The sequence below is a fragment of the Pseudonocardia sp. DxW genome (assembly GCF_058448985.1).
In genome coordinates this window covers 1-25,579 of sequence record NZ_JBZFLK010000025.1, presented here as the reverse complement: position 1 = coordinate 25,579, position 25,579 = coordinate 1, and the positions used below count along the sequence as shown (strand labels likewise).

Sequence of the window (25,579 nt, the reverse complement as noted above, 5' to 3'; positions counted from 1 at the left end):
TATTATAGTTCTAATATTTTCGAACATTCTGGGCGAACGCTAGACCTCACCTGCGGGGAAGGACCCACCATGACCCAGGCTTCCGTCGACATCCTCGAGGAGTTCGGCGTCGACACCCGGCCCGACGCGGAGCTCACCACCGAGGAGATCCTCGCCCGCAACGTGCGCGTCGTTGACCTGCACTTCCACACCGAGAACCCGGACGAGGTTGAGAAGGCCATCGCCCTTTACACCGACGACATCACTTGGGAGGCCCCCAGTCGCGGCGTGGTGATGAAGGACCCACAGGAGGTGCTGGCCGCCTATCGGAACATCTTCAAGACGCTGGCCTACCGCAAGACGGTGTCGCTGCGCCGGTTCGCCACCGAACGGTATGTGTTCGACGACCAGATCGCTTACCTCAAGGTTGTCGGGGAGCCGACGCTCATGCACAACTTCCCCTTCGAGCACGGTACCGAGGTCAGCGTCCGGCTCGTGCACTGCTTCGAGATGCGCGACGGCCGGATCGCCCGCGAGATCGCTTACGAGATCTGGCGCCGGGTCGATAGCACGGTCGACCAGGACGACGTGCCCGAGGGTGCGGAGGTTCAGCTCTTCGACATGATCCCGACCTAATCCACCACTGACCCACGGAAGGACGCAGATGCGACTGATCGGCTTCGTCAAGGACGGGACCCCCTGGATGGGGGCGGTGACCGACGGCACGGTGACCCCGCTCGCGCCGCTGGACGAGTTCTACGCTGCGGGCGGGGAGGTTGCCGCCGCGGCGGACGCCGCGCCCGTCCCGCTGGCGGAGGTGACGCAGGTGCCGCCGGTGCCGGAGACATCGCGCGTGTTCTGCGTGGGCATCAACTACCGCTCACATGCTACTGAGGCCAAGATCGTGGCCGGGCTCGACGAGCCGAAGGTCCCGATGATCTTCGGCCGGTGGGCGTCCACGCTGGTCGTCGACGGTGCCGCAGTACCCGTTCCGCCCAACGAGAAGGGCCTGGACTGGGAGGTCGAGCTGGCCGCGGTGATCAAGGACGAGGTCTGGGCCGCTGACGAAGCGACCGCACTGAAGCACGTGCTCGGGTACACCGCGTTCAACGACCTCTCCGCCCGCCACAAGCAGCTCGAGACCGCGCAGTTCACGCTCGGGAAGAACGCGGACCGCAGCGGCCCCATCGGCCCGGTCCTGGTCACCGCGGACGAGATCCCGGACCCGCAGAAGCTGCGCGTCACCACGCGCGTCAACGGCGAGACGGTCCAGGAAGGCAACACCGTCGACATGATCCACACCGTGGCGGGGGTGATCGCCTACATCACCGACACGGTCACGCTGCTGCCCGGCGACGTCATCGCCACCGGGACACCCGCCGGCGTCGGCGTGAGTCTGGAGCCGCCGCGGTTCCTCACGCCCGGCGACGTAGTGGAGGTCGAGGTCGAGGAAATCGGTAGCGTACGCACGCCCGTCGTGAGCCGCGCGGAGCTGTGACGATGAGCGGTTGCCCCGTCAAGCACGATTTCACGATGATGGATGCCGAGTTCCTCGATGACCCGTACCCGATCTACCGCGACCTGCGCGACGAGCGGGTGTTCTACGCAAGTGACCTCGGTGTGTACGTCGTGACGCGGTATGCCGACATCGACCATGTCTTCGCCCATCCCGAGCTATTCTCCAGCAGCGTCACGCTGACGCCGCTCACCCCGCCGACGCCCGAAGCGAGGGCAATCCTCGACAGCGTCGAGCTGTACCGGCCGCCGAACCTCATCAACGCCGACCCGCCACGGCACACGGCGATCCGCGGCTTCGTGCAGGAGGCGATGACGCCGAAGCGGCTGCGCGAGATGGAACCGATCGTGCGCGAGTGGGCAAACGGCCGGATCACCGCGATGATCGAGCTCGGTCGCGCCGACGTGTTCTCCGAGCTCGCCTTCCCGCTCCCGGCGTTGACCGGGTTCCGCATCCTAGGCTTCCCGCAGGAGGACCTGGAGATGATCAAGGACTGGTGCCACGATCGGGTCGAGTTCACCTACGGCCGGGCGCACCCCGACGAGCAGATCCGGATCGCGACCAACGTCGCGAAGTTCTGGGTGTACGTGAACACGTTCGTCGCGGAACGGATCGCCCGGCCGATCGACGACCTCGCCAGCGACCTGGCCCGCCACCACCTCGCCGACCCGGAGTTCTTCACCCCGCGTGACATCGCCACCGTCCTGTTCGAGATGGCGGTCGCCTCGCACGAGACGACCACCAACCTCATCACCAACGGCCTGCGCCGGCTACTCGAGCAACGCGAGCAGTGGGAGAAGCTGGTCGTCGACCCGCGGCTGGTGCCCAACGCGGTGGAGGAGTGCCTACGCTACGACGGCAGCGTCGTGAGCTGGCGGCGCCGCGCGGTGCAGGACGTCACCCTCGGCGGCGTCGAGATCCCGCAGGACGCCACAGTGCTGATCCTGCTCACCTCGGCCAACCGGGACCCGGACACCTTCGCCGAGCCCGAGCGTTTCGACATCACCCGCCGGGACGCTCGCAAACACCTCACGTTCGGCAAGGGCATCCACTTCTGCCAAGGCGCGCCACTGGCCCGGATGGAGGCCAGAGTGGTCCTCGAGCTGCTCCGCGAGCGGACCCCCGGCATGCGGATCGTGCCAGACCAGACGTTCCACTTCACCCGCAACGTAGTGATGCGCGGCCCGAGCACTCTGTGGGTCGACTTCACCGCCGACCGCGAGGGCCTCGTCCCCGCCTGACGCACACCGGATACGCGGGGAACGGACTGACCATGACGAGCCGGATCGCGCTGGTGACCGGCGCCAACAAGGGCATCGGCCGAGCGGTGGCGGGCGCACTGGCGGGCGAGGGCATGACCGTCCTGGTGGGGGCGCGCGACCCGAACCGCGGGGCGGCGGCCGTGGCCGCCTTGCGGTCGGCTGGCGCCGCCCTCGAGCTGCTGCGGATCGACGTCACCGACGACGTGTCGGTGCGGGCCGCGGCCGCAGAGGTCGCCGCCCGGCACGGCCGGCTCGACGTCCTGATCAACAACGCGGCGATCAAACTGGAGTTCCACCCGGCGCCACCGAGCGGGACCTCCCTGGACGTCGTCCGCCAGACCTACGCCACCAACGTCTTCGGCACGGTCGCCGTCACGCTGGCGATGCTGCCGCTGCTGCGGGCCGCGCCCGCGGGTCGGGTGGTCAACCTGACCAGCGGGTTGGGCTCGCTGGCGTACGCCTCCGACCAGGACTCCGTGTACGCGCACCGGCCACTGCTCGGATACAGCACGGCGAAGTCGGCGGTAAACGCTGTGACCGTGCAATTCGCGAACGAGCTGCGCGGCTCGGCGGTGAAGGTGAACGCCGCGGACCCGGGCATGACCCGCACGGACATGACGCGCAACGCCGTCGACCGCACCCCGGAGGAGGCGGCCCGGCTTGTGCTCCGGCTGGCCACCCTGCCCGCGGATGGGCCGACCGGTGGCGTGTTCGACGCCGACGGTCCCGTGCCCTGGTGATGCGTTACTCGTCCAGCTGCAGCCCGCATGGGGCAAATCTCCACCGCAGGCGTACGCCGTTCGCGCGGTCGGGCGGGTCGTCCGGCAGGACGATCACGAGGACGTCGTCGTCGAAGACGTCCGGGACGATGTCGATGCAGCTGGCGACCGGTCTCGTCGGCTGGGACGACGTTCATGCGATATCGATCGATACTCCTCGAAGTATTGTGTCGAACGGCGTTGCGTTCGATAGCTTGAGATATTTAGAATGGAAGTGTGAGCCAGATCTCGCCGGGCGACGCCCGCGCCACCCCATTCGCCACCGGCCGCCGGGTCCTCGTCGTGGGCGCCTCGGGCCCGACCGGCGGGGCCGTTGCCCGCGCCGTGGCGGCGGCCGGTGCCGTCGTCCGTGCGATCGCCCGCACACCCGAGAGCGCGGCCCGGGCCCGGGAGGCGGGCGCCACCGAGGTGGCTACCGCGGACCTGCGGGACCCGCGGGCGCTGGAGGCGTCGCTGCGCGGCGTCGACGCGGCGTTCTACTTCAGCCCCCGGGCAGTGCCGGACGAGGCGGCGCTGGGGCGGGCGTTCCTCGCCGCCGCCGAGCGCGCGGGAACCCGCAAGGTTGTGATCATCTCGATGATTAACTCGCACGCCCCGATCCCGAACCACCAGGAGTCGCTCCAGGTCGAGGAGGCGCTCAGTCGTAGCCCGCTCACCGGTGTCGTCCTTCAGCCGGGGATGTTCATGCAGACCCTGCCCGCGCTCGACCGGATTGCCGAGCTCGGCTGGGTCGGCCGGCCCTACCCGGTGGACAACCTGCTCGCCTGGGTCGACTTCCACGACGTCGCCGCCGTCGCGGTCCGGGCGCTGCTGGAGTCCGTCATGGACAACGGCACGTTCGAGCTGTGCTCGGAAGGAATGCTGACGATCGCCGACATCGCCGAGCTGATGTCCGAAGCGCTCGACAGGCGCATCGCGGCTCGCGAAATCACCCTCGAGGAATGGGCCGCCGTCCGCGGCGAGGACTTCGTGTCGCCCTACCGGCGCGAGTGCTACGCGCAGATGTTCGAGCACTTCGCGCAGTACGGATTCAAGGGCGGCAACAGCTTCGTGCTCAGCAGCCTGCTCGACCGCCCGCCCACGTCCTTCGCGCAGTACCTGTGGCGCAGCCCCGCCCACGTCGGCGGGGCCGCGGCCTCCGCCGGCTAAGTCGGCCTTGGCCCGCGCCCGGCCACGACCCGCATCCAACCAAGGGAGAGCACATGTCCGGCCAGTGCCCGGTCATGCACGACTTCAGCATGATGGACGACCAGTTTGTACAGGACCCGTACCGGCATTGCCCGGCCCTGCTGGAGCAGCCGGTGCACTTCGCGCCGGATCTCAACGCCTACCTCGTCACACGCTACTCCGACGTCGAGGCGATGCTCCCGGACACCGAGCAGTACTCCAGCTCCAACACCAACCAGCCGATCCATCCGCCGGGCGAGGCGGCTATGAACGTGCTCCGCAGTTACGACTTCGGCTTCCGCCCTAACCTCATCAACGCCGACCCGCCGCGGCACACGCTCGTGCGCCGGTACGTCGCGGACGCAATGAGCCCGCGGCGCATCCGGGCGTTGGAGCCGATCGTGCGGCAGTGGGCGGACGAGCAGATCAGCGCGATGGTCGAGAAGGGGCAGGGCGACTTGTTCCGCGACCTCGCCTTCCCGCTGCCCGCGCTGACTGGGTTCTCACTCATCGGTTTCCCGCAGGAGGACCTGGACACGCTCAAGTCCTGGTGCGACCGGCGGGTGACGTTCACCTACGGCCGGGCGAGCGCCGAGGACCAGGTCCGCGTTGCGGAGAACGTCGGTGCCTTCTGGCGCTACGTCAACCAGTTCATCGCCGACCGCATCGCCGATCCCGTCGACGACTTCACCAGCGAGATGGTCCGCCGCCACCTGGAGAACCCCGAGGAGTTCACGCCGCGCGACATCGCCGCGGTGCTGTTCGGGATGTCGCTGGCCGCACACGAAACCACGACGAACCTCGTCACCAACGGCATCCGACGGCTGATGGAGAACCGCGACCAGTGGGAGGCGATCGTGGCCGACCGGTCGCTCATCCCGAACGCCGTCGAGGAGACCCTGCGGTTCGACGCGCCGGTCATCGCCTGGCGCCGGCGCACGAAGGTTGATGTCGAGATCGCCGGCACCGTCATCCCTCAGGATTCGACAGTGCTCATGCTGTTCTTCTCGGCCAACCACGACCCGGCGCGGTTCCCGGACCCCGGGACGTTCGACGTCCGCCGCACCTCCGCCCGCCACCACCTCACGTTCGGCAAGGGCGTGCACTTCTGCTCGGGCGCGCCGCTGGCCCGGATGGAGATGAAGGTGGTGCTGAACCTGCTCGCCGACAAGGCGCCGAACATGCGGCTGCTACCCGACCAGGAGTACGAGTACACGCCGAACATCGCGCTGCGCGGGCCGACCCGGCTGATGGTGGACTTCGGGACCGCCCCGGTCGTCGCCGCCGCACCGGCCGACACGGCGTCCGTGGGATGACGACACCGGTGGAGCACCGGTCGGTGATCGACCCCGGGCGGTTCCGGCAGGTGCTGGGCCAGTACCCGACCGGCGTCGTCATCGTCACGGCGTTGGGCGGGGCGGGCGCGCCGATCGGCATGACCGTCGGCTCGTTCAGCGCGGTCTCGCTGGACCCACCGTTGGTCGCGTTCCTGCCGGACAAGAAGTCGAGCTCGTGGCGGGCGCTGCGCGAGTCCGGGCCCCGGTTCTGCGTCAACGTGCTCGGCGCGAAGCAGGAGGACGTCTGCCGGCTGATCGCCACGCGCAAGCAGGACAAGTTCGCCGGCATCGGGTGGGGCTACTCCCCGGCGGGCCTGCCGGTGGTCGCCGGCAGCGTGGTGTGGCTGGAGTGCACCACAGAGGAGGTGATCGACGCCGGCGACCACGACATCGTGCTCGGCCGGGTGACCGGCCTCGACCTGGGCAGCGAGACCTACCCGCTGCTGTTCTTACGGGGCGGCTATGGGTCGTTTACGCCGCTGTCGCTCGTAGCCGGGGATGCCGACCTCGCGGGCACGCTCACGCTCGTCGACGTCGCGCGGCCGTACATGGAGGTGCTTGCCGCGCGGTTCGACACCGAGGTGACCGCGGTCTGCATGGTCCGCGACGAGCTCGTGCTCACCGCAGCGACCGGACGTTCGGAGACGGCCGTCGCGCCGACCCGGGTCGGCCAGCGGCTGCCGTGGAGGCCCCCGGTGGGCAGCCTGTTCGCCGCGTTCGGGGACGAGGGGCGAGCCGCGACCTGGCTTGCCGAGCTCGGCCGGGACACACCCCCGGAGCGCGCCGCGTACTACCGCGGGGTGCTCGAGCGAATCCGCGCGCAGGGGCACAGCGTCGCGCTGGGGCACGCGCGCAGCGCCAGCATCGAGCGGGCGGCGACAAAGATCAACGTGGGCGACGCGGAGGTCGACGAGAGGTCACTGCGGGCGGCCATCGCCGATATGGCCAAGGGCTATAACCCGGTCTCGCTCGATCCCGAGGGCCGCTACGAGCTGCACATGCTCTCGGCGCCGGTGTTCGGCCGCGACGGTGCCGTGGCCTTCGAGCTCAACATCTGGGGGCCCGCGGAGAAGATCACCGGGGCCCGAATCGAGGAGTACGCGAGCGCCCTCAAGGATACCGCGCACGACGCCACCGCGGCGATCTGCGCGCTCGCGCTGCACGACCGGCCCGGTGAGGGCCAGCGGGAGGCCCGCCCGGTGCCTCCCGACCGATCGTGACCGCCGGTCCCGATGCCGACGACGACACCACAGTGGAGAGCCACTTTCATGGCCACGACCCTTCCGACCGCGGCCCGCACGACCCCACCCACCGGCCGGCTCGCCGAAGCCGTCGACCGCGCGCGGGCGCTGGTGCCCGTCCTGCGCGAGCGTGGCCGGGAGATCGACGACCTGCGGCGGCTGCCCGACGACACGGTCGCCGACCTCGCCGCAATCGGGCTGCTCGACATCGCCACGCCCCGTGAGCTGGGCGGCGCCGACGTCGGCCCGGACGGGATCGTCGAGATTTGCCTCCAGCTGGCCCGCGGATCGGGGGCGGTCGCCTGGGTCGGCGGGAACTTCGCTGTGCACAACCTGCTGATGGCGATGTTCGCGCCGGAGGCGCAGGCGGAGGTCTTCGGCGGGCTCGACCGGATGCCGCGGGTCGCGACCGGCTTCAGCCCGCTGCGCGGGCAGACTGTGCCGGCCGATGGCGGGGCCCGCATCTCGGGTCAGTGGGACTTCGTCAGCGGCGTCGACCACGCAGACTGGGTCGTCGTCATGGCAATGTCGCCCACCGGCCCGCTCGCCCATCTGGTGCCGCGCGCGGACTTCACCGTCGTCGACACCTGGCACACGTCGGGACTGCGCGGCACGGGCAGCAAGGATGTCGCCGCGCAGAACCTATTCGTGCCGCAGCACCGGATCCTGGACATGATCCCGCCGACCGAGGGTCGCTCGATCGGCCGCGACCTCTATGGCATGCCGTTCCTGCGGGTGCCGATGTCGAGCTACTTCGGGGCGGGCGTCGCCTCGACGGTGCTGGGCACGGCGCGCGGGGCGCTGGAGGTGTTCGTCGAGCGGACGGCCGGCAACACCGGAGGGGTGAGCGGGGTGAAAATGTCGGCCCGGCCGGAGATCGCGCACAAGCTGGGCGAGTCCGCGGCCGACCTCGACGGCGCGGACGCCGCCCTGCGGGCCTCCTACGCCGATATGCGCGCCGCCGCGGTGTCCGACCGGGAGATCACGATGGACGACCGGCTGTGCTGGCGCCGCGACGCCGCCTGGTGCGCCAAGCTCGCCGCAGGGGCCGTCCACCGCCTGTACGAGGTCGGTGGCGCGCACGTGCTGTTCACCGGCGACCTGCTCGACCAGTTCCAGCGCGACAACGTCGCCGCCTCCCACCACTACGGCATGGCCTGGGACAGCCTCTTCGCCGGCTACGGCCGCTCGATGATCGGCCAGGAGGCCGGTATCGCGATGGTCTGAGCACGCCGGGCCGCACACCACCGTTCCTTTGAGGGAGCCGACATGACCGTAGGTTTCGACGACCGCGTGCGCAGGATCCTGGACGCGCCGAACCTCGCCAACCTCGCCACCGTGGACGCCGACGGCGCCCCGCGCGTGCACCCCACCTGGTTCGACACGGACGGTGCCACGATCCGTCTGAACGCCGTGGAGGGCCGAGTGTGGCCCGAGCGGGTCCGCCGAGACTGCCGGGTGAGCCTCTGCGTCGTCAACGCCGAGGCGACGACGGAGTACGTCGAGATCCGAGGTGAGATCGTCGAGGACCCCGTGGGCGCGTACCACCACATCGATGCCCTCTCCCACAAGTACATCGGCATGGACTACCCCAACCGGTTCCCCGGCGAGAAGCGCCTGCTGTTCCGGGTGCTGCCGGAGAAGGTCGTCTATGTCAACCTGCTGGAGGCCATCCCAGCGGCTCCCTTCGGCGACCAGCGATAACGGACCAGGCGGCGTCGATGCAGGTCGGGGTATTCACCGCGCACGACCGCAGCCTCCCCGAGGCGCTGGCGGTGTGGCGCCGGGCCGAGGAGCTCGGGTTCGACGCCGTCGGTGTGGTGGACTCACCGATGATCATGCGCGAGGCGCTGGTGTCCCTCACTGCGCTGGCGCTGTCCACGACACGCGTCCGGATCCTCCCCTCGGTGCTCAACACACTCACCCGGGACCCCACTGTCGTGGCGGGCGCCTACCTGGGCCTACACGACCTCGTGGGGGACCGGGTGACGCTGGCGTTCGGCGCCGGGGACAGCTCCACGCACGGCGTCGGCCTCGGCACAGCGCGGCTTGCCCACATGCGCGAGTTCATCGCGGCCGTGCGCGGCCTCGTGCGCGGGGAGGCTGTTACGTACCAGGGGCGGACCCTGCGCGGCGCGTGGCAGGCGGCGCAAGAGGTGCGTGCGCGCGTGCTCATGTCCGCGCACGGCCCCCGGGCGCTCGCCGCGGCAGGTGCCGTCGCGGACGGCGTGATCAGTGGTTTCGGGATGCTGCCGGAGACGGTCGCGGAGGCGGAGCGGCTGGTGCGCGAGGGCGCCGAGCGGGCCGGCCGGGACCCGTCGGGGATCGAGATCTGGCACGTCGCCTACTACTGTCCGGCCGAGACGCTGCAGGAGGGCTTCGTGCACGCCAACGGCGGGTCCGCGGCGGTGCTCTCACGGGGCGGGCTGGCGGGGAAGCTGGTGCCCCGGCACCTGGAGGACGCGGTCCGGGCCGTGGGGGCGACCTGGACGCTCGATACGCACGGCCGGGCGAACCGGCGGGCGCTCGAGGTCGCCGAGGAGACGGGCAGCCTGGACTACCTGACCCAGCGAGGCGGCGGGCTGATCGGGCCGGTCGACCTGCCTGCCGCGCTGCGCGACCTGGCGGCCCGCGGCGTGGAGCGGCTACTCGTCGTGGCGCTGGGCCACGACAAGCTGCGGCTGGTCGAGGACCTCGGCGCGGCCTTGTGAAGAAGGTTCGAACTAACTAGAATCATCACATGAAATGGACGAGGTCTGGATGGCGAGCAGCGTGAGCGACCGCACTGTCGGTGACGTGCAACTGGAGGTCCGCGAGCAGGGTGCCGGGGCGCCGCTCCTCTTCCTGCACGGTGAGGACGGGCTGCGCTGGAGCGGCCCCGTGCTCGACGAGCTGGCCGTCGACTTCGCCGTGATGGCACCGGCGCACCCGGCGTGGGGCGCCTCGAGCCGTCCCTGGCACGTCAAGGAGGTCCGCGACCTCGCGCTCGTCTACCTGGAACTGCTGGAGGAGCTCCAGGAGCCGGTGACCGTTGTGGGCTGCTCGTTCGGTGCTTGGCTGGCTGCGGAGTTGGCCGTGCTGCGGCCGGCGATGCTCGCCGGGCTGGTGCTCGTCGCGCCCATCGGGGTCAAGCTCGGCACCCGCGACGAGCGCGACTTCGTCGACATCTACGCTGCGGGTTTCGCCGAGCTGCCCGGCATCTTCTACGGCGACCCGGCTAGCGCGCCCGACCTCAGCAGCCTCGACGACGCGGCGTACCTCGACCTCGCCCGGTCCCAGGAGGCGACGGCCCGCTACTGCTGGTCGCCGTATATGCACAATCCCCGGTTGCGGCACTGGCTGCGGCGCATCGCGGTGCCGACAACGGTCGTGGGCGGCGAGCAGGACAACTTTGTGCTGCGGTCCCAATACTACAAGGAGTACGGCGCGTTGATCGGCCCCGAGGGCGCCGATGTCCGCACCGTCCCGGGCGCCGGGCACCGGCTCGAGGAGGAGCGGCCCGACGAGGTCGCCCGCATCGCGCGCGAGCTGGTTCTGACCGTGGCCTCGACCGGAAGGCGCTGACCGCCGTGTTCCACACCTACGTCTTCACCGAAATGCCCTACCCGTACCTGCCGCCCGCCGCGATGATGCCGAACAACCGCGTCTCGGTGCCGAACTCCTACTACGACCCGGACACCGGCTACGAGCTGTACCGCAAGTACCTCGACATCTACTCCGCCGCCGACGAGCTCGGGCTCGACGTGATGGTCAATGAGCACCACACGACGGCGACCTGCACCAACGCCATCACGACCATCCCGATGGCGATCCTCGCCCGGGAGACGAAACGGGCCCGGATCCTCACGCTGGGTAATCCCCTCGCGCACCGACCGGACCCGGTGCGGGTGGCCGAGGAGATGGCGATGATTGACGTCATCTCCGGGGGGCGCACCGACATCGGGTTCGTCCGCGGGGTGCCGCAGGAGGTCATCGCGGTGAACTCCACGGCCGTCGACATGCGAGACCGCTTCTGGGAGGCGGTGGACCTCGTCATGAAGGCGTTCACCACCCACGATGGGCCCTTCAACTGGGAGGGTGAGTACTTCCACCACCGCAACGTCAACCTCTGGCCGCGGCCCTACCAGACCCCGCACCCGCCGATCTGGTCGCCGACCACCGGCTCGGCCAGCGCCCCCGCCCTCGCCGAGCGGCAGATGACCGTCGCGACGTTGTCGGTAGGCACGCGGGGCTGTGCGGACATCTTCGGCGCCTACCGCAAGCGCTCCGCGGAGCTGGGTATCGACCCACCGCTGAGCAAGTTCGCCTACTCGGTACAGCTGTTCGTCGGCGACACTGACGAGGAGGCCTACCGCGAAGCCGAAAAGATCAAACTCTGGTACCGCGAGGCCGGCCGACACCACTTCCAGTACACCGACCCACCCGGCTACCTACCGCCGGAAGTCCGCGCCAAAGTGCTGCGGTCGAAGGCGCAGGGCCGCACGCCCTCGCCGCCGCTGGGCCCGCCGCCCGCACCGACGATGGCCGAGGTGATCGACAAGCCGGTCGAGGAGCTCACCAAGGGCGGCTTCATGATGGCCGGCAACCCGGACACGGTGTTCGGCCAGCTCCGTGACTTCTTCGACACCGTCGGAGGCATGGGCAACCTGCTCCCGATGGTCCAGTACTCGACCATGTCGTACGACCAGACGCTCAAGAGCATGCAGCGCCTCGCGAACGACGTGCTACCCCGCTTCGTCGAGGAGGTCTACCTCCCGACGCTCAAGGGCGAACGGGAAGTCCGCAGCGTCGCTGCATGAGATCGGCTCGACCCCCACCCAGCACATCTCAGCGAGGAGTACCGATGACCAGGAACGGCGGCCGGATGGAATTCGGCCTCTTCGTCCCGCCCATGCACTACGCCAACCAGAACCCCACGCGCGCCATCCACCGCGACCTGGAGATGATCCAGTACGCGGAGGAACTGGGCTTCCGCGAGGCGTGGATCGGTGAGCACCACTCCGGCGGAGCCGAGATCATCGGCCCGTCGGAGGTCTTCGTCGCCGCCGCGATCGAGCGCACCAAGCGCATCCGGATCGGCACGGGGGTCGTCTCGCTGCCCTACCACCACCCGTTCCACGTCGCGGAGCGGGCGGTGTTCCTCGACCACCTGTCGATGGGCCGCACGATGCTCGGCGTCGGCCCCGGCTCGCTGCCGACGGATGCCGCGATGCTGGGCATCCCGTGGTCGGAGACCCGCAAGCGCATGGTGGAGGCATGGGAAGCCGTCCACCACCTCCTCTCCTCCGACGAGCCGCTGACGATGAAGACTGACTGGTTTGAGCTGAACGACGCGCTGCTTCAGCACCAGCCGTTCACGCAGCCGACCATGGAGATCGCGTTCACCGCGATGGAGTCGCCGTTCGGGCCGAGCATGGTGGGCCGGTACGGAACCAGCATGCTCTCGCTGAGCGCCACGACGGCCAACGGCTACGCGGCGCTGGGCCGGCACTGGTCGGTCGTGGAGGAACAAGCCGCCGCGCACGGCAACACTGTCGACCGCAGCAACTGGGGCGTCGTCGTCATGCTGCACGTGGCAGAGACGCGCGAGCAGGCCAAGCGCGAGGTCGAACGCGGACTGCCGGCGTTCGCCGCGTACTCCGGCGGGATCTCTGAACGAACGTTCGAATGGCTCGCCCCCGACCCCGACGCGCCCGTGCCCACCTCGGCGCCGACGGTCGACGACATCATCGCCGCGTTCGGCGGCACCACGGTGGCCTGCATCGGCACGCCGGAGGACGCCATCGCGATGATCACGAACCTGCAGGAGGCGACCGGCGGTTTCGGCAAGCTGGAGCTGTTCGTCGGCACGGACTGGACCTCGCAAGACGCCCTCAACCGTGGGCTTGAGCTGTTCGCCCGCGAGGTCATGCCGCACTTCCAGGGCTCGGCGACCCGCCCAGTGCGCTCGCTGGAGCGGGCGATCGCCACCCGCGAGCTGCGCGTCGGCGAGCAGCGGGCGTCGATCAAGGCGGCCCAGGAGAGCTACGTGGAGCCCACCGCGTAGCCGCACCGACCACATCGGGGTGGGCGGACCCACCGTCTGCCCGGCCCTGCCCACAGAGGAGTCACCCGTTGATCGACAGCCCGACCTTCGCCATGCCGTCATTGCCACCGGTCGGCGAGGTCCCCGAGACGATGCTCGCGCAGGTGGTCCGGCAGGACCGCTTCGGCGATCCAGCGCAGGCATTCCGCATCGAGGAAGTCCCCACGCCGCCGCTGGGGCCCGACGACGTCCTGGTCGCCGTGATGGCGGCGGGGGTGAACTACAACAACGTGTGGGCCGCCCGGGGCGTCCCGGTCGACGTCATCGGCATGCGACAGCGGCTCGGCGAGCCCTACGACTACCACATCGGCGGAAGCGACGCCTCGGGCGTCGTCTACGCCGTGGGGGCGGAGGTCACCGGCGTGGCCGTCGGCGACGAGGTCATCGTCCACCCCGGCACCTGGGACCCGGCGGACCCGCTCATCGCCCGCGGAGGCGACCCGATGATCGCGCCGTCGGCACGGATCTGGGGCTACGACACCAACTTCGGCTCCTTCGCCCAGTTCGCCCGGGTGCAGGCGCACCAGGTCCTGCCCAAAGCCGAACACCTGACCTGGGCGCAGGCCGCCGCGCCGACGCTCGTCGGCACAACGGCCTACCGGATGCTGTTCGGCTGGGCGGGCAACGTTCTGCGCGAGGACAACGTCGTGCTGGTCTGGGGCGCCTCGGGCGGGTTGGGGACGCAGGCAATCCAGCTGGCCCGGCACGTCGGCGCCGTCCCGGTAGCGGTGGTGTCGAGCGAGGAGCGCGGCAAGGCGTGCGTCGACATGGGCGCGGCCGGCTGGATAGACCGCACCGACTACACGCACTGGGGTGTCCCGCCGCACTGGACCGACACCGCAGGGCAGAAGGCGTGGACCGCCGAGGCCCGCCGGTTCGGTAAGGCGATCTGGGACGTCGTTGGCGAGAAGCGCAGCCCGGACATCGTGTTCGAGCACCCCGGCGAGACGACGGTGCCGACCAGTGTGTTCGTCTGCGAGCCGGGCGGGATGGTCGTCATCTGCGCCGGCACCACGGGCTACTCGGCGACGGTCGACCTGCGCTACCAGTGGACCCGGCAGAAGCGGTTGCAGGGATCCCACGGCACCAACGACGAGCAGGCCCGCGCCTACAACGATCTCGTCCGCTCCGGGGTGATCGACCCGTGCGTCGGGCAGATCGTGGAGTTCGACCAGGTGGGGAAGGTGCACGCCGACATGGCGGCCAGCACGCTCCCACCGGGAAACACGGTGGTCCGGGTGAACGCGGGGCCGGGCGCGTGAGCGGGGAGGAGCCGCGCATCCTGATCTCGGTGAAGGACGGCGTCGCCACATTCACGCTGAACCGCCCGGAGCGGCTCAACGCTATGGACCACGGCCCGGGAAGCTTCCAGCGCGAGCTTGTCGACGCGTTGGAGCACGCCGACGCGGACGACGCGATCCGCTGCTCGATCGTCACCGGCTCGGGCCGGGCGTTCTCCTCGGGAGGCGAGCTCGGCGCCGCCGGAGCGCTCGCGAGCTCCGACGACTGGTACTGGTTCCTTCACCAGGAAGACGAGGACAACGAGCGGATCCGCAGGCTGCGCAAGCCGACCATCGGGGCGATCAACGGGATGTGCTTCGGCGCCGCCCTTATCATGGTGGCGCACTTCGACATCCTCGTCGCCTCCGACGCAGCCCGAATCGGGCTCATCGAGACCCGCTTCGGCGGCACCGGCGTCGACGTCCTCGCTTACCACGTCGGCCCCCAGTGGGCGAAGTTCCTCGCGCTGAGCGGAGAGCTGCTCACCGCGCAGAAGGCGCAGGAGATCGGGCTCATCCTGGCCGTCATCCCGCACGACGACTTCGCCGACAAGGTCGCCGACCTCGGGCGCCGGATCGCCGCCCTACCGACGGCCGCCGCCGCCATGAACCGGCGCGTGGTCAACGGCGCGATGGACCACATGGGCTGGGGATCACAGAAGGACCTGGCGCTGGCGCTCAACGCCGTGGCCAACGGGGAGGGGCACGCGGCGCGCGCGGCGGACGGACGGCTGTTCCGTGACCTGATGCAGCAGGGTTGGAAGGCGTTCAAAGAGGCACGGGACGAGCCGTTCCGCACTTCATGGCTCGAATGATCCCGCCGCGCTCAGCCGCGTACCGGCCCGGGGACGGGCGCCAGTGCCGCGACCAGGAAGTCGACCAGCTCACGGCGGAACTCCGGGGTGATCGTGCTCGCGCCGTGCGGTGTGCGACGCAGCGCCTGGACGAACATCGCCCCGACGAACATCCGGTTGACCAGCGTCAGCGAGACCGACTCTGCGATTTCGCCCCGCTCGCGGGCCTCCAGGATTGCCTCGGCGATCACCCGGTTACCGGCCTCCTGCAGATGTTCGTAGATCCGCTGGAACAGCTCGGGGAACTCCTCGCGGTCAGCGTCGACGCGCAGCAGCACCTCTATCGCCCGCGGCCGGCTGAATGCCTCGGCCCACTGGTCGGCGAGCTGCTCGAGGTCCCCACGCAGATTGTTCCGGCCGGGGCTGGTGATGCCCGCCCGCACCTGCAGGGCGCAGTCGAAGATCAGCTGCTCACGGGTCGGCCAGCGAAGGTAGATGCTGCCCTTCGAGACCCCGGCCCGCCGGGCGACGGCGGCCACACTGAAGTGCGAGATGCCGCTGCGGGAGAGCTCGTCGAAGCCGGCGGCCAGGATGCGGGCGTCGAACTCCTCGTCGCGGGGACGGCCCCGGCCGTTGGCATTCGACTCCCCGTTGGCGCCCCCGTTCGACGCTGCGCCGTCGCGGCCCAGATCGAACGTACCGCTGTCGTGCGGTTCGGCCGGTTGCTTCACAGTGCTCCCTCTTGTGGGCGCGGCCCTTCGGGTACCGACAGTCGCTCGTCCTCCGGCCCGTCGGCCTTGACCGCGCATCTGCATCCTATCTAGCCTAAACTACTAGAACAATCGAAACGAGGAGCGGTTCCCATGGCACGCGCAGAGGTTCTCGACGCACCGCGGACGTCCGGTGATCCGCTTATCGGATCCCTCGTGGGTGGCCGGCAAGTTGCCGACCCGGCCGCCGTGACCAGCGAGGTGTTCGACCCGGCGACCGGCGAGGCGACCGGCCGGCTGGCCCACGCCGATGCCGCCACCGTGGACGAGGCCGTCCGGCTCGCGACGGCGGCCTGGCGGGGCGGCTGGGGCGAGCTGCCGCAGAAGAACCGGCTCGGCGTCCTAATGCGGCTGCGGGAGCTCTTGGTAGAGCACCGCGCGCGGTTCGTGGAGCTCATCGTCGCCGAGCACGGCAAGGCTGCGGCGGACGCCGAGGGCGAGTTCGATCGGGGACTCGACGGACTGGATTCGGTGTTCTCCTTCCCAGCGAGTCTCCAGGGCGCGGCCACCGGGCAGGTGGCCCGTGGGGTGGACACGCACTCCTCCCCGTACCCACTGGGAGTCGTCACCGTCATCACGCCGTTCAACTTTCCCCTGATGATCCCGTTGTGGGGTGCCGCAGCGGCTCTGGCATGCGGAAACGCGGTGATCCACAAGCCGTCGCCGCGGGTCCCGTCTGCCGCGGTCCTGCTCGCCGAGCTGGTCCACCGGGCCGGCGTGCCGACCGACGCGTACGCGGTCGTGCAGGGTGGCGCAGACACCGTCGACGCGCTGCTCGACCACCGCGGCATCGCCGCGGCGAGCTTCGTCGGCTCCACTCCGGTAGCCGAGCACGTCTACACCCGCGGCACCGCGGCCGGGAAGCGCGTCCAGGCGATGGGCGGAGCGAAGAACCACGCTGTCGTCATGCCGGACTGCGACCTCGGGTTCACCGCGGACAGCTTGGTCTCCGGGGCGTACGGCTCGACCGGGCAGCGCTGCATGGCCGTCACGCTGGCCGTCGCGGTGGGGCCGGTGGCCGACGCGCTGCGCGCGGCCGTCGCCGAGCGGCTCCCGGCAATCAAGGTCGGCCCCGGTAACAGCGCCGGCTGCGAGCTGGGGCCGGTCGTCTCGCGGGAGTCCCAGCAGCGGATCCTCGCCCTGATCGAAGAGGGAGAGCGACAAGGTGCCGAGATTGCCGTCGATGGCCGGGAACTGGCCGCCGACAACCCTGGCTTCTTCGTCGGCCCGACCCTGCTTGACCACGTCCGCCCAGGCACCCCCGTGTACGACGAGGAGCTGTTCGGGCCCGTGTTGGGCATCGTGCGGGTGGAGACGCTGGAGGACGCACTGGCGTTGATCGACGCCAACCCCTACGGCAACGGGGCGGCGATTTTCACGTCGAGCGGCGCCGCGGCGCGCACGTTCGAGCACCGCGTCGAGGTTGGCATGGTGGGTATCAATGTTCCGGTGCCGGTGCCGGTCAACAGCTTCACCACCGGCGGGTGGAAGGCCTCGGTCTTCGGGGCGCACGGGCTGCTCGGCCCGGAGGCGTTTCGCTTCTACTCCCGCCAGAAGCACGTCACGACTCGGTGGCCCGAGGCCAGCGCGGCCAGTATGGGCATGTCCTTCAACCCGGGCACGTGAGCGCGGCTGTGGACAACGCCATGTGGCACGACCGGTACCGCACCGTTGATGGGATTCGCACGCACTACCTGGAGGCGGGGGAGGGCCGCCCAGTCGTGCTGCTCCACGCCGGTGAGTTCGGCGGCGCCGCCGAGCTGAGCTGGGAGCACACAATCCCGGCGCTCGCCGCGCACTACCGCGTCCTCGCCCCGGACTGGCTCGGCTTCGGGCTGACCGACAAGGTGCACGACTTCGTGAACGGCCAGCAGCGCCGCCTCGAGCACATGCGGCGCTTCCTCGATGAGATGGAGCTCGGTGCCGCGGCATACGTCGGGAACTCGATGGGCGGGTTGCTGCTGGCGCGGGCCGTGGCCCGCGACGAGCCGCTGTGGCCGGCCGCGGCGCTCGTCGTCGTATCCGCGGGCGGGTTCAGCCCGGACAACGCGGCGCGCCGGGTGCTGCTGGACTACGACTGCTCGGTCGAGGGCATGCGGTCCGTGCTGCAAGTGCTGTTCCACTCCCCGGACTTCGCCGAGGACGCGGAGTACGTCAAGCGGCGCCACGAGATGAGCGCCGTGCCGGGGGCGTGGGAGTGCGCGGCGGCGGCCCGGTTCCGCTCGCCGGTCGCCCCGACCCGCGCGGACTTCGGAGTCCCCGACACCACGGAGTGGACGAAGATCACCGTCCCGACGCTGGTCGCCACCGGCGCGGAAGACCCGCTCAAGGAGCCTGGCTTCGGCGAGGCGATCGCCGCGCAGCTGCCTGCAGGCCGCTCGATCGTCTACCCGGGGTGCGGGCACGCCCCCAACGTCGAGGTCGCGGATCGCTTCAACGCCGACCTGCTGTCCTTCCTCGCCGAGTCCTACCCGCCCGGGCCCCCGAACGCCGTCCAGGAGCTGCTCTGATGGACCCCGCGAACGCCCTCGTCCCCGGCGACGAGGTTCCCTTCGACGTGGCCGTGGTCGGCTACGGCCCGGTGGGCCAGGCGCTGTCCGCGATGCTCGGCGCGCAGGGCCACCGCGTCGCCGCCGTCGAGCGCTGGCCGCAGCTGTTCCCGCTGCCGCGCGCCGGCCACGTCGACCATGAGATCATGCGGCTTCTCCAGTCGCTAGGCGTCGCCGACCAGGTCGCGGAGGACAGCTACGAGTGGCAGGGACTGGAGTTCGTTGCCGCAGACGGCGAGGTGCTCCGGTCGCTGCCCTGGGGGTACGAGGGCGTGTCGGCCTGGCACTCCGACTATTCGCTCTTCCAGCCCTACCTGGAGTCGCTGCTGCACGGCCAGGCCGCTCGACAGCCCAGCGTCGTGCCCTTCCGCGGCTGGCAGGTTGAGGGCCTCGAACAGGGCCCTGACGCGGTCCGGCTGACGCTGCGCGAGGCCGCGTCGGCAGAGGGCGGGGTGTGGGTGGCCGGCGACACGGCGCACACGATCACCGCCCGCTACGTGGTGGGCTGCGACGGGGCCAACAGCATCGTGCGACAGACGGCCGGCCTGCCAATGACCGACCTCGGATTCGAAGCCGACTGGCTCGTCGTATTTGTGCAGCCGGACGATCCCGCGGCCGTCGTCGGCATGCCGGACGTTGCGCAGATCCTCGATCCAGCCCGCCCGACCACGGCGTTCCGCTCCTCGGGCAAGCGGTTCTGCCGCTGGGAGTTCATGCTCATGCCGGAGGAGACGCCCGCGGACATGTCCCGGCCGGAGGTGGCCTGGAAGCTCGTCGAGCGCTGGGGGGTCACCCCACAGAACGCAACGCTGGTGCGGAACACGGTGTTCCGGTTCCGGTCGGTGATCGCCGACCAGTGGCGCGCTGACCGGGCGTTCATCGCGGGCGATGCCGCCCACCTCATGCCGCCGTTCCTCGGGCAGGGGCTCTGCTCGGGGCTGCGGGACGCCAAGAACCTCGCCTGGAAGCTGGACCTCGTGCTGCGCGGCACCAGCCCCGGCGCGCTCCTCGACACCTACGAGCAGGAGCGAAAGGCGCACAGCGCGGCCGTCGTCCGGGCCTCCCTCGCCGTCGGCGAGCTAATCATGGTCACCGACCCAGTTGCGGCTGCCGAGCGCGACGACCGGCTGCGCGCGGGCGACACGGAGCCCGCCGGCCAGCTCCCGCCGCTCACCGACGGCGTCCTGCTACGCGCCGCCGACGGCGCGATCGCCGCGCACGCGGGGGAGCTGTCGGTGCAACCGCGCGTGCGACTCGGGGACCGGTCGGGCCGCGCCGACGACCTCGTCGGGAACCGGTGGGCGGTGCTCACCACCGGCTGGGACGCGGGCCCCGCACTGTCGCCGCCCGGCCGTGCCGTGCTCGACGCGCTCGACGCCGCCGTGTTGCGCATCGAGGACGACGAGCAGTGCGCCAGCGTCGCCGTCGACCTCGGCGGCACGTTCACCTCCTGGGCTCGGGACAAGGCCGGCCCGACCGCCGCCGTCATCGTCCGACCGGACTTCTACACGTTCGCCGTCGTCGCGAACGCGGCCGAACTCGACGAGGCGCTCCACCAGCTCGGCGAGCGGCTCGGGCTGGCCGCGGCCGCCGGGCATCTGGCCCGCACCGGGCTGGTGTCGCCGCTATGAGCGTCGACGCGGGGATGCTGCGCCGCTTCTTCCGGCCCGCGTCCGTCGCCGTCGTCGGGGCAAGCGAGCGCCAGGAGCGGTCCAACAACGCCGTCCTCACCATGCGGGCGGCCGGGATGGCGCTGTCGTACGTCAACCCGCACCGCGAGACGGCCTACGGCGACCGCACCTATCCCGACGTCGCGTCCATCGGCAGGCCGGTGGACGCTGTCCTCAGCCTGGTGCCCAGCCCGGCCGCAGTGCAGGTCGTCGCGGACGCCCGGGCGGCGGGCGCGGGCGGCGTCGTCGTCGTCGCCGGGGGATTCGGCGAGGAAAGTCCCGCGGGCGCCGCGCTAGAGCGACGGTTACGCGACGCGGCGGGCGACATGCCCGTCCTAGGCCCGAACTGCAACGGCTTCGTAAGCCCCGGCAACGGCGCGCGGCTGTCCGGTGTGCCGCGGGCGCTGACCTTCCCGGCCGGCGGCATCGGGGTGGTCTCGCACAGTGGGGCGCTGCTCGGCGCGCTCGGTCTGGCCGCTGCCGGGCGCGGCGTCGGGTACAGCTCGCTGATCTCCACAGGCAACGAGATGGCCCTCGACATGGCCGACGCCGTGCATTTCCTCGCGGAGGACGACGAGACCCGCTGCATCGGTCTGGTCATCGAGACGATCCGCGCTCCCGCGCGTTTCTTCGCCGCCCTGCGGCACGCCACCGACCGGGGCAAACCCGTCGTCGCGCTTAAGCTAGGCCGCAGCGCACGGGGCCAGGAGATCGCCACCTCGCACACCGGGGCGCTGGCCGGGGAGGCGTGGGTCTACGATGCCGCGCTCCGCCAGCACGGCGTCACCCTCGCCGCAGATGTCGTCGACCTGCTCGACCGGCTCACTATCGTGGCGCAGCTACCCCCACAGCGGTGGACGCGCCTGGCCGGCCTCGCCGTCGCCGGGCTGTCGGGCGGGATGTCTGCCTTGGCCAGCGACGTGTGCGCGCAGGAGGGTGTCGAGCTGCCCCGGCTGACCGGGCTCACCGCGGCGGTCAACGCCGTCCTCCCCGAGCGGACGACGATCAACCCGCTGGACATGACCGGCTTCGTCATGGGCAACACCACCGCCATTCGGGCCGTGCTCGACATCGTCGGCAGCAGCCCGGAGGTCGACACCGTCGTACTCCAGTGGTTCCTCGACGACACGGCCGAGGAGTCGGGCCGCGCATTCGTCGACGCCGCAGTGGACGCCGCGGCGCGCCTGGACAAGCCAGTCGTCATCGGGTCGGTGGAAGATGGTCATCCCGGCGGCTGGGCGCGGGCACTGCCCGCGCAGGGAGTGGCGGTCGGCCGCGGGCTACGTGCGACCATGCGTGGGCTGCGGACGATGGGCGATTTCACTCGCTTTACCGAGCGCCGAGCGGGGGAGGTGCCCCCGGAGCCGGTCGCGCTGCCCCGCCCTGCGGCGGCACCTGTCGAGACCGCGGCCGGGCTGCTTCTGCCGTTTGACGCGGCAATGTCGGTGCTGGCGGCAGCCGGCATCCCGGTGGCCCCGTACGTCGTCGTAGAGCCCGGCGGCGCGGTCGAGGAAGTGCTGCCGTTCGCACCGCCGTACGTCGTCAAGCTGGCCGACGTCCCGCACCGGTCGGACATCGGCGCCATCCGCACTGGCGTGCAGCCCGCGGAAGTCGCCGACGCGGTGGCCGCGATGCGGGAGATCGCCCGCGCGCACGGGGCGCCGGAGCGCGTGGTGGTGCAGCCCCAGCTCAACGTCCACGGCGAGGCGCTCGTGGGCGTGCAGGCGGAGAGCGGCCTCGGGCCGATGGTGATCTTCGGCGTGGGGGGCGTGTTCGTCGAGCTACTGGGCCGGGTCGCGGGCCGGCTCGCACCGCTCACCCGCGCAGATGCAGAGGACATGCTCGACGAACTCGCGGACACCGGCGTCTTCGCCGGGGCGCGCGGCCGTCGCCCGTGGGAGCGCAGCCCGCTCGTGGACCTCCTCACCGCGACCGGTCGGCTGGCGACCGCGGCGCAGGGGTGGCTGCGGAGCATGGACCTCAACCCGCTGGCGCTCACCGACGACGGGTTCGTGGCACTAGACGTGCTGTGCCTGGTGCAGCCGACCGTGCGCTGAGGCCATGCTCAGCGCACGGTTCGACTCAGCTCAGCGCTCGAGGAGGATCGACTCAAGCGACGCGTCCGCGCGCAGATGCTCGAGGAACTCCGACGCGTAGGTCTCCAGGACCGGCTCGTTGAGCCGGTAGAAGTAGTTGCGGCCCGCCTTGCGGACGTTGATCAGACCCGCCCGCCTGAGGATCCCGATGTGGTAGCTGATCGTGGACTTCCCCACGGGCAGCGCATCGTCCAGCGCCGTACAGGGAAGCTCGCCACCGCTCTGGTGGGCCATCATGTGCAGAATGCGCACACGCAGGGGCTCGCTCAGTGCAGAGAAGACCGCGAGATAGTCGTCGGTCGTCTGGCGTGGCTCAGCTGAAAGGGTCGACACCCTTAGAACTATAGCCGGGTCACCCGGTTCTCTCCACCTCCCGCGGCGTCGCCAATGCTCCGGCGGGACATGCTGTGGTGTGTCGACCCTCACGTCCCTGCCTCAGGGAATCCTGGCCACCCCCGATCAGGAAGTCAAGGGTTTCGGTGAAATTGTCAGCATTGCCCGGTGACTGCGGCGTCGATGTTCCTATTTCTTTCGAAGCATGCGAGAATCGAGGAGCTACGACAGACACATGGCGCGTGCTCCAGGGCGGGTGATTCCTACCGGCGGTGACAGTCCGCGACCCGGCTGCGAGATCAGCCGGTTGAGCTGGTGGAACCTGAGAACCGACGGTCAGAGTCCGGATGGAAGACGGCACGAACGCTCGGCGGAGGCGACGGCGCCCTCGGGGTGCCGTCGCCTCCGCCATGCACTGGCGCCCGTGCCCGACGGGGACGGAGCCGCTCGATGTTCGTGGAACCAGGTGCGTTGGTGGTGCTCGATGCCGTCGGAACGGCGCTGGCGGAGATCGCCGCAGGGCGTCCCGTCGTGGTCATCGACGATGCGGATCGGGAGGACGAAGGCGACCTGGTCATGGCCGCCGACGCCGTCACGCCGGCGTGGATGGCGTTCATCGTCCGCCACACTTCGGGGCTGGTGTGTCTGCCGATGACCGGCGGGGCGCTTGACCGTCTCGGGATCCCGGCGATGGTGGCTCGGAATGAGGACCCAGCGCAGACCGCCTACGGGGTCAGCGTCGACGCGCGCGCCGGCGTCACGACCGGCATCTCGGCCCGTGACCGCGCCCGTACTGCCCGGGTGCTCGCCGACCCGGGAAGCGTCGCGGCCGACCTGGCCCGGCCCGGGCACGTGCTGCCGCTTCGGGCGCGGGAGGGCGGGGTGCTGGTACGGGCGGGGCACACCGAGGCCGCCGTCGACCTGGCGCGACTCGCCGGCCGGGCGCCTGCAGGCGTTATCGCGGAGCTGGTGGAGGACGGCGGCGGCATGCGGCGGGCCGCGAGCTGCCGGGCGTTCGCCGATGAGCACGAGCTGGCGATGATCTCGATCGCGGACCTCCGCGCGTACCGCCGGCGGCACGATGGGCTCGTCCGGCGCGTCGTGACCACACGGATGCCCACCCGGCACGGCGACCTCACCGCCGTCGGCTACGCCGACCACGGCGACGGCGAGGGCCACGTGGCCCTTGTGGCCGGGCTCGGTCCGGACGGCCGCCTCGCCGACTCCGACGACGTCCTCGTGCGGGTCCACTCCGAGTGCCTCACAGGGGAGGTGCTGGGGTCGAGCCGGTGCGACTGCGGGCCGCAGCTGGACGCATCGATCGAGCAGGTCGTCGCCGAGGGGCGCGGGGTGGTCGTCTACCTCCGCGGCCACGAGGGCCGGGGCATCGGCCTGCTCGCCAAGCTCCAGGCCTACGCACTCCAGGACGGCGGCCTCGACACCGTCGACGCGAACATCGAGCTCGGCCTGCCCATCGACTCGCGGGAGTATCGAGCCGCCGCCGAGATCATCACCGATGTCGGCGCCCGCACCGTTCGCCTGCTGACCAACAACCCCGAGAAGGTGGCAGCGATGGCGCGCTACGGCATCGAGGTGTCCGCGCGCGAGCCCCTCGTGGTGGGCATCCACCCGGAGAACGTCCGCTACCTCGGCGCCAAGCAGGACCGCCTGGGCCACCACCTCGTCGAGTCGGTCGCGGGCAGCCTCGTGCCAGTCGAGTGCACCCGCTCGCCTGTCGGCACGACCCCTACGCGGCGGGCGGTGGGCACGTGACGCTCGGGTGGAGAAGCCGGGCGCAAAAGTTGGAGGCGAATATGCCACATGGCGATTGCCCTGCTGAGACCCGCGAAGATGGTTTCGTCTACGCGAACGGCGGGAATGCTGCCATCTTGTCGCGGAGTGGCCTTGCGGGGAAGCTCGTTCCGGACCACCTCCAGGATGCCGTGCGGGAAGTCGGCGACACCTGGACGCTCGAGACGCACGGACGCGCCAGCTGGCGCGCTGCCAAGGTCGCGATGAACAACTCGTTCGACTATCTCGTCCAGCGGATGGGCGGACTCATCGGTCCGGTGGACCTCACCGAGGGCCTCCGCGATCTGGCGGATCGCGGGGTTCGCAATCTGATGGTCGTTGCCCTCGGCGCGGACAAGCTGAAGCTGATGGATGGGCTCGGGGAGGGGATAGCCGGCTTGAGGTCTCGGTAGGGACAGGCGGCGACGAGGTTTAGGACAGGCGCGGGTGCGAACGTCGGGCCGACAGGACGGGCAGGTTCCGGCGCGGGTCACAGCAGGTCCGACGGTCTACAGGCCTGCAGCAGCGAGGCTGCAAGACACTCCGGCGACGACCGCCAAGCCCGTCGACGACGGCCGTAGCCGGGTCCCGATCCAACCTCTGCAATCCGATCATGGCCAGCGGGCCACCACCGTCCCTCCTACGTGCCCGGGACCGGACCAACCGCAGCGTCCTCAGCGCCCGGGTCACTCCCGGCACGCTGGTTGTGCAGCGCACTCCGGGTGTCCGTGCAGTCGACTGCAGAAATCGACAGCATCGGTGATCCGGGGCGGGGTCGCCATAGCGTCAGCATTTCACTGACGCTTATTCGGACACTCCTGGGACGGGGATTCGGGGCTCTTCCGGATCTAGAGTGCAAGGGCTCCGCAGTGCAGCAGCGATCTGATGCGGTAGTTGATCAGGTTGCGGAAGCCGAGGGCGTTGCGGCGG

The 25,579-nt window shown here is 70.4% G+C and carries 23 protein-coding genes; 21 read left to right on the top strand and 2 right to left on the bottom strand.

The window, feature by feature from the left end:
• Positions 1 to 69 precede the first annotated feature (69 nt).
• The 15 genes from ACVJO7_RS28785 (at position 70) to ACVJO7_RS28715 (ending at position 15,461) form a co-directional block, all read left to right on the top strand.
• The gene (locus ACVJO7_RS28785; RefSeq protein ID WP_491675515.1) at positions 70 to 615 is read left to right on the top strand and encodes a nuclear transport factor 2 family protein; all 546 of its coding nucleotides are present in this window, start codon (positions 70 to 72) and stop codon (positions 613 to 615) included.
• Between the two features lie 67 nt (positions 616 to 682).
• A complete protein-coding gene (locus tag ACVJO7_RS28780; protein ID WP_491675563.1) occupies positions 683 to 1,477 on the top strand; it encodes a fumarylacetoacetate hydrolase family protein in 795 nt (264 codons plus the stop codon).
• A gap of 35 nt (positions 1,478 to 1,512) precedes the next feature.
• Positions 1,513 to 2,736 (top strand): cytochrome P450, encoded by a 1,224-nt coding sequence (locus ACVJO7_RS28775; RefSeq protein ID WP_491675514.1) that lies wholly within the window; start codon positions 1,513 to 1,515, stop codon positions 2,734 to 2,736.
• Positions 2,737 to 2,768: 32 nt separating this feature from the next.
• Positions 2,769 to 3,497: an SDR family NAD(P)-dependent oxidoreductase gene (locus tag ACVJO7_RS28770; protein ID WP_491675513.1), complete on the top strand. Its 729-nt coding sequence runs from the start codon at positions 2,769 to 2,771 to the stop codon at positions 3,495 to 3,497.
• 255 nt (positions 3,498 to 3,752) lie between these two features.
• On the top strand, positions 3,753 to 4,685 hold the full coding sequence (locus tag ACVJO7_RS28765; protein WP_491675512.1) for an NmrA family NAD(P)-binding protein: 933 nt from the start codon (positions 3,753 to 3,755) through the stop codon (positions 4,683 to 4,685).
• Positions 4,686 to 4,738: 53 nt separating this feature from the next.
• Positions 4,739 to 6,019 carry a cytochrome P450 gene (locus ACVJO7_RS28760; RefSeq protein WP_491675511.1) on the top strand — a complete coding sequence of 427 codons (1,281 nt, stop codon included), beginning with the start codon at positions 4,739 to 4,741 and terminating at the stop codon, positions 6,017 to 6,019.
• Complete coding sequence (locus tag ACVJO7_RS28755) at positions 6,016 to 7,260, top strand: flavin reductase (protein WP_491675510.1); 1,245 nt, start codon at positions 6,016 to 6,018, stop codon at positions 7,258 to 7,260. The genes ACVJO7_RS28760 and ACVJO7_RS28755 overlap by 4 nt, the downstream gene beginning before the upstream one ends.
• Before the next feature lie 48 nt (positions 7,261 to 7,308).
• Positions 7,309 to 8,508, top strand: a complete 1,200-nt coding sequence (locus tag ACVJO7_RS28750) for an acyl-CoA dehydrogenase family protein (protein ID WP_491675509.1) — start codon at positions 7,309 to 7,311, stop codon at positions 8,506 to 8,508.
• A 42-nt stretch (positions 8,509 to 8,550) separates the two neighbouring features.
• A complete protein-coding gene (locus ACVJO7_RS28745) occupies positions 8,551 to 8,985 on the top strand; it encodes a pyridoxamine 5'-phosphate oxidase family protein (protein WP_491675508.1) in 435 nt (144 codons plus the stop codon).
• A gap of 17 nt (positions 8,986 to 9,002) precedes the next feature.
• A complete protein-coding gene (locus ACVJO7_RS28740) occupies positions 9,003 to 9,992 on the top strand; it encodes an LLM class flavin-dependent oxidoreductase (RefSeq protein WP_491675507.1) in 990 nt (329 codons plus the stop codon).
• Between the two features lie 34 nt (positions 9,993 to 10,026).
• Positions 10,027 to 10,845, top strand: a complete 819-nt coding sequence (locus tag ACVJO7_RS28735; protein WP_491675506.1) for an alpha/beta fold hydrolase — start codon at positions 10,027 to 10,029, stop codon at positions 10,843 to 10,845.
• Between the two features lie 5 nt (positions 10,846 to 10,850).
• Positions 10,851 to 12,080, top strand: coding sequence for an LLM class flavin-dependent oxidoreductase (locus ACVJO7_RS28730; protein WP_491675505.1), 1,230 nt, complete (start codon positions 10,851 to 10,853; stop codon positions 12,078 to 12,080).
• Between the two features lie 44 nt (positions 12,081 to 12,124).
• Positions 12,125 to 13,327: an LLM class flavin-dependent oxidoreductase gene (locus tag ACVJO7_RS28725; RefSeq protein ID WP_491675504.1), complete on the top strand. Its 1,203-nt coding sequence runs from the start codon at positions 12,125 to 12,127 to the stop codon at positions 13,325 to 13,327.
• 68 nt (positions 13,328 to 13,395) lie between these two features.
• Positions 13,396 to 14,628 carry a crotonyl-CoA carboxylase/reductase gene (gene ccrA / locus ACVJO7_RS28720; protein WP_491675503.1) on the top strand — a complete coding sequence of 411 codons (1,233 nt, stop codon included), beginning with the start codon at positions 13,396 to 13,398 and terminating at the stop codon, positions 14,626 to 14,628.
• Positions 14,625 to 15,461: an enoyl-CoA hydratase/isomerase family protein gene (locus ACVJO7_RS28715; RefSeq protein WP_491675502.1), complete on the top strand. Its 837-nt coding sequence runs from the start codon at positions 14,625 to 14,627 to the stop codon at positions 15,459 to 15,461. Before ccrA ends, ACVJO7_RS28715 begins: the two co-directional genes overlap by 4 nt.
• Before the next feature lie 11 nt (positions 15,462 to 15,472).
• On the opposite strand, the gene ACVJO7_RS28710 is transcribed toward ACVJO7_RS28715, so the two are convergent.
• Positions 15,473 to 16,171 carry a TetR/AcrR family transcriptional regulator gene (locus ACVJO7_RS28710; protein WP_491675501.1) on the bottom strand — a complete coding sequence of 233 codons (699 nt, stop codon included), beginning with the start codon at positions 16,169 to 16,171 and terminating at the stop codon, positions 15,473 to 15,475.
• Positions 16,172 to 16,303: 132 nt separating this feature from the next.
• On the opposite strand from ACVJO7_RS28710, the gene mmsA reads away from it, so the two are divergent.
• The 4 genes from mmsA to ACVJO7_RS28690 are packed head-to-tail and all read left to right on the top strand — an operon-like array spanning position 16,304 to position 22,486.
• Entirely contained in the window at positions 16,304 to 17,836 is a 1,533-nt protein-coding gene (gene mmsA / locus ACVJO7_RS28705) for a CoA-acylating methylmalonate-semialdehyde dehydrogenase (RefSeq protein ID WP_491675500.1), read from the top strand.
• Positions 17,833 to 18,720, top strand: coding sequence for an alpha/beta fold hydrolase (locus ACVJO7_RS28700; protein WP_491675499.1), 888 nt, complete (start codon positions 17,833 to 17,835; stop codon positions 18,718 to 18,720). The genes mmsA and ACVJO7_RS28700 overlap by 4 nt, the downstream gene beginning before the upstream one ends.
• Positions 18,720 to 20,390, top strand: a complete 1,671-nt coding sequence (gene mhpA / locus ACVJO7_RS28695; RefSeq protein WP_491675498.1) for a bifunctional 3-(3-hydroxy-phenyl)propionate/3-hydroxycinnamic acid hydroxylase MhpA — start codon at positions 18,720 to 18,722, stop codon at positions 20,388 to 20,390. The genes ACVJO7_RS28700 and mhpA overlap by 1 nt, the downstream gene beginning before the upstream one ends.
• Entirely contained in the window at positions 20,387 to 22,486 is a 2,100-nt protein-coding gene (locus ACVJO7_RS28690; protein ID WP_491675497.1) for an acetate--CoA ligase family protein, read from the top strand. The genes mhpA and ACVJO7_RS28690 overlap by 4 nt, the downstream gene beginning before the upstream one ends.
• Before the next feature lie 30 nt (positions 22,487 to 22,516).
• Here ACVJO7_RS28690 and ACVJO7_RS28685 read toward each other — a convergent pair whose 3' ends face one another.
• Positions 22,517 to 22,858, bottom strand: coding sequence for an ArsR/SmtB family transcription factor (locus ACVJO7_RS28685; RefSeq protein ID WP_491675496.1), 342 nt, complete (start codon positions 22,856 to 22,858; stop codon positions 22,517 to 22,519).
• Between the two features lie 450 nt (positions 22,859 to 23,308).
• On the opposite strand from ACVJO7_RS28685, the gene ACVJO7_RS28680 reads away from it, so the two are divergent.
• Positions 23,309 to 24,631, top strand: coding sequence for a bifunctional 3,4-dihydroxy-2-butanone-4-phosphate synthase/GTP cyclohydrolase II (locus tag ACVJO7_RS28680; protein ID WP_491675562.1), 1,323 nt, complete (start codon positions 23,309 to 23,311; stop codon positions 24,629 to 24,631).
• Entirely contained in the window at positions 24,628 to 25,062 is a 435-nt protein-coding gene (locus tag ACVJO7_RS28675; RefSeq protein ID WP_491675495.1) for a hypothetical protein, read from the top strand. The genes ACVJO7_RS28680 and ACVJO7_RS28675 overlap by 4 nt, the downstream gene beginning before the upstream one ends.
• Positions 25,063 to 25,579: the final 517 nt, after the last annotated feature.

What these genes read in the sequence shown, in the direction of transcription:
- ACVJO7_RS28680 (WP_491675562.1), top strand. Translation starts at nt 23,309, where the DNA reads ATGTTCGTGGAACCAGGTGCGTTGGTGGTGCTCGATGCCGTCGGAACG.
- ACVJO7_RS28690 (WP_491675497.1), top strand. Translation starts at nt 20,387, where the DNA reads ATGAGCGTCGACGCGGGGATGCTGCGCCGCTTCTTCCGGCCCGCGTCC.
- ACVJO7_RS28755 (WP_491675510.1), top strand. Translation starts at nt 6,016, where the DNA reads ATGACGACACCGGTGGAGCACCGGTCGGTGATCGACCCCGGGCGGTTC.
- ACVJO7_RS28785 (WP_491675515.1), top strand. Translation starts at nt 70, where the DNA reads ATGACCCAGGCTTCCGTCGACATCCTCGAGGAGTTCGGCGTCGACACC.
- ACVJO7_RS28775 (WP_491675514.1), top strand. Translation starts at nt 1,513, where the DNA reads ATGATGGATGCCGAGTTCCTCGATGACCCGTACCCGATCTACCGCGAC.
- ACVJO7_RS28735 (WP_491675506.1), top strand. Translation starts at nt 10,027, where the DNA reads ATGGACGAGGTCTGGATGGCGAGCAGCGTGAGCGACCGCACTGTCGGT.
- ACVJO7_RS28750 (WP_491675509.1), top strand. Translation starts at nt 7,309, where the DNA reads ATGGCCACGACCCTTCCGACCGCGGCCCGCACGACCCCACCCACCGGC.
- mmsA (WP_491675500.1), top strand. Translation starts at nt 16,304, where the DNA reads ATGGCACGCGCAGAGGTTCTCGACGCACCGCGGACGTCCGGTGATCCG.
- mhpA (WP_491675498.1), top strand. Translation starts at nt 18,720, where the DNA reads ATGGACCCCGCGAACGCCCTCGTCCCCGGCGACGAGGTTCCCTTCGAC.
- ACVJO7_RS28740 (WP_491675507.1), top strand. Translation starts at nt 9,003, where the DNA reads ATGCAGGTCGGGGTATTCACCGCGCACGACCGCAGCCTCCCCGAGGCG.
- ACVJO7_RS28780 (WP_491675563.1), top strand. Translation starts at nt 683, where the DNA reads ATGGGGGCGGTGACCGACGGCACGGTGACCCCGCTCGCGCCGCTGGAC.
- ACVJO7_RS28745 (WP_491675508.1), top strand. Translation starts at nt 8,551, where the DNA reads ATGACCGTAGGTTTCGACGACCGCGTGCGCAGGATCCTGGACGCGCCG.
- ACVJO7_RS28760 (WP_491675511.1), top strand. Translation starts at nt 4,739, where the DNA reads ATGTCCGGCCAGTGCCCGGTCATGCACGACTTCAGCATGATGGACGAC.
- ACVJO7_RS28770 (WP_491675513.1), top strand. Translation starts at nt 2,769, where the DNA reads ATGACGAGCCGGATCGCGCTGGTGACCGGCGCCAACAAGGGCATCGGC.
- ACVJO7_RS28725 (WP_491675504.1), top strand. Translation starts at nt 12,125, where the DNA reads ATGACCAGGAACGGCGGCCGGATGGAATTCGGCCTCTTCGTCCCGCCC.